A 2,356-nucleotide genomic window follows, 5' to 3' on the forward strand; every position below is an offset into this window, starting at 1 on the left:
TAACCACGCGCATAACAAATTATTCAAGCAGACAGCTAACAGTCGGCGATTTTGGTTTGATTGAGTTAAGTGATTACTGTGGCTTTGTTTGAGTGTAGTGGCAGTTAGCTGCTACTTAACAAGGCGTTAGGCTACAAGGAAAAGTATATGAACGAGACAGTGGAAGTTTATCCAGCACAATATGAAGCAATATTGGAAGCCACACACGCAATTGGCTTTCCTCAATTATCAGAGCTTCCGATAGGTTCATTTTTAGCTGCTTTGACTGCGAGTAAGCAGTCAGGGCACTTCTTGGAGCTAGGGACTGGCACAGGTCTTTGTACATCATGGATATTGCATGGAATGTCTGAAGACTCAAAATTAACAACGGTAGATAATTCAGTAGAAAATATTGAGATAGCTCGTAGTTATCTAGGAGAAGATCCGCGAATTGATATCGTTTTATCCAATGGAGAGGATGTTATCGATCGAACCCTTCCATCGTCGGTCGATTTAATATTTGCCGATACTTGGCCAGGAAAATACCACTACCTAGATGAAACTCTAGCCTGCCTTAAAATTGGTGGTTTTTACATCATAGATGATATGAAAATTCGTGAGGATTGGTCAGAAGAGCACAATGGAAAGGTTCGAGCGCTGATAGCTCACTTATCACAACGAGATGATTTTGTTGTATCAAAGCTTTGTTGGTCAACAGGCATAGTTATGTGCGTGAAAGTAGCCTAACAAATTGTTCAAGTAGACAGCTAACGTTTGGCGATTTTGGTTTGGTTGAGTTTAGTGATTACGGTGGTTTTGTTTGAGTGTAGTGGTAGTTAGCTGCTACTTAACAAGGCGTTAGCTTTCTCGGTTAAGTATTGTGGTGCGAGGGTTCAGCGTTCTAGCTTTACACCTGAACGTCAGAGCCAAATCGGTACATCAAGCGGGCTGTTTCTCTTGTTTTGAAACTTCGTCAGTTAATTTTGAGCATGGTGCGCTTGGTTGTCAGCTTCAGCGCAAGAGCCTTGAGTTGCCTTTAAGTGTCGTCATCTTTGGCTGCAAATTGGTTGAAGGTTCAATGCTTCTGCATTGGGTACGTCGGTGGCGTTGGTTTTGGAGCATTTCTTTAAAACCTTGGTGGCTAACGCTGGCTGCATCACACGAAAAAAGCTAACAAATTGCTCAAGCAGACAGCTAACGCTCGGCGATTTTGGTTTTGTTGAGTTCAGTGATTACGTGGCTTTGCTTGGGTGTTGTGTTCGTTAGCTGCAACTTAGCAAGGCGTTAGGTAACTAGGAGTAAATATGGAAGTTGTACTCAAACCAGCGTTGGATTGGGAGTTCGCTGAGAATCTAACGAAAGCAAATATGGCAGAGTATTATCAACGTTACGACATATCTTGGGACACGGAAATTTTTGCTGATAGTTGGAGAAATTTAGACAATTTTGAAGTCCATGTGAACGATGAACGAGTAGGTGTCATCCGCTTTAGTTACACAGAAACGACTACTCACCTTAGAGACTTTCAGTTGGTCAAAAGTGTTCAAGGAATGGGTATCGGGACTACTTGTCTTACATTAGTTAAAAGGCATGCTATACAGCATCGTTCAGTTGAAGTAGTTCTTAGGGTATTTCCCGAAAACCCAGCGGTAGGCCTATATAAACGTGCAGGCTTTCTTGAGTCTGGCGCTTGTGGAAATGTCATCGAAATGAGGTGCTCACTTTGAGCTCGTTACCTAACAAATTGCTCAAGCAGACAGCTAACGCTCGGCGATTTTGGTTTGGTTGAGTCCAGTGATTAAGGTGGCTTTGCTTGAAAGTCGTGTTCGTTAGCTGCAACTTAGCAAGGCGTTATAAGCACAAGGAGATATTGGTGACAATAGTTGAACAAATTGTAGCTAGAGAAATCGATGCAGTATTAGTCTACGAGTCAGAGAATGTTATTGCTTTTGCAGACCACGATCCAATTAACTTTGGACATATATTGATTTGCCCAAAGCAACCGTTTGAGTCGTTTATTGATGTACCTGTTGAGGTCAGTAGCGAAATTCAGAATGTAGCAAGAGATCTTTACCAACGAATTGTCACTAAATTTGCTCCGGATGGGATTTCATTCATTCAAAACAATGGCAAGTGTAATGAACTAGAACATTATCACTTACACATTTTTCCACGTTTTGAAGGGGATAGATTTGGGTGGCAAAGCAGTGGCATTGGCGTCCAGAGCATAGAAGTCTTGCGTGAATCGTTGGCGGGCTTATAACAAATTGCTCAAGCAGACAGCTAACGCTCGGTGATTTTGGTTTGGTTGGGTTCAGTGATTACGTGGCTTTGCTTGAGTGTTGTGTTCGTTAGCTGCAACTTAGCAAGGCGTTAG

At 42.3% G+C, this 2,356-nt stretch carries 3 protein-coding genes; all 3 read left to right on the forward strand.

From position 1 onward, the window contains the following. Nucleotides 1-147 precede the first annotated feature (147 nt). Nucleotides 148-726, forward strand: coding sequence for an O-methyltransferase (locus tag ACVA6Q_RS24490; RefSeq protein ID WP_446649202.1), 579 nt, complete (start codon nucleotides 148-150; stop codon nucleotides 724-726). Nucleotides 727-1,283: 557 nt separating this feature from the next. Then, a complete protein-coding gene (locus ACVA6Q_RS24495) occupies nucleotides 1,284-1,706 on the forward strand; it encodes a GNAT family N-acetyltransferase (protein WP_446649203.1) in 423 nt (140 codons plus the stop codon). A 143-nt stretch (nucleotides 1,707-1,849) separates the two neighbouring features. Beyond that, the gene (locus ACVA6Q_RS24500; protein ID WP_446649204.1) at nucleotides 1,850-2,242 is read left to right on the forward strand and encodes an HIT family protein; all 393 of its coding nucleotides are present in this window, start codon (nucleotides 1,850-1,852) and stop codon (nucleotides 2,240-2,242) included. Nucleotides 2,243-2,356 lie beyond the last annotated feature (114 nt).

It is taken from the genome of Vibrio sp. DNB22_10_4 (assembly GCF_052879755.1).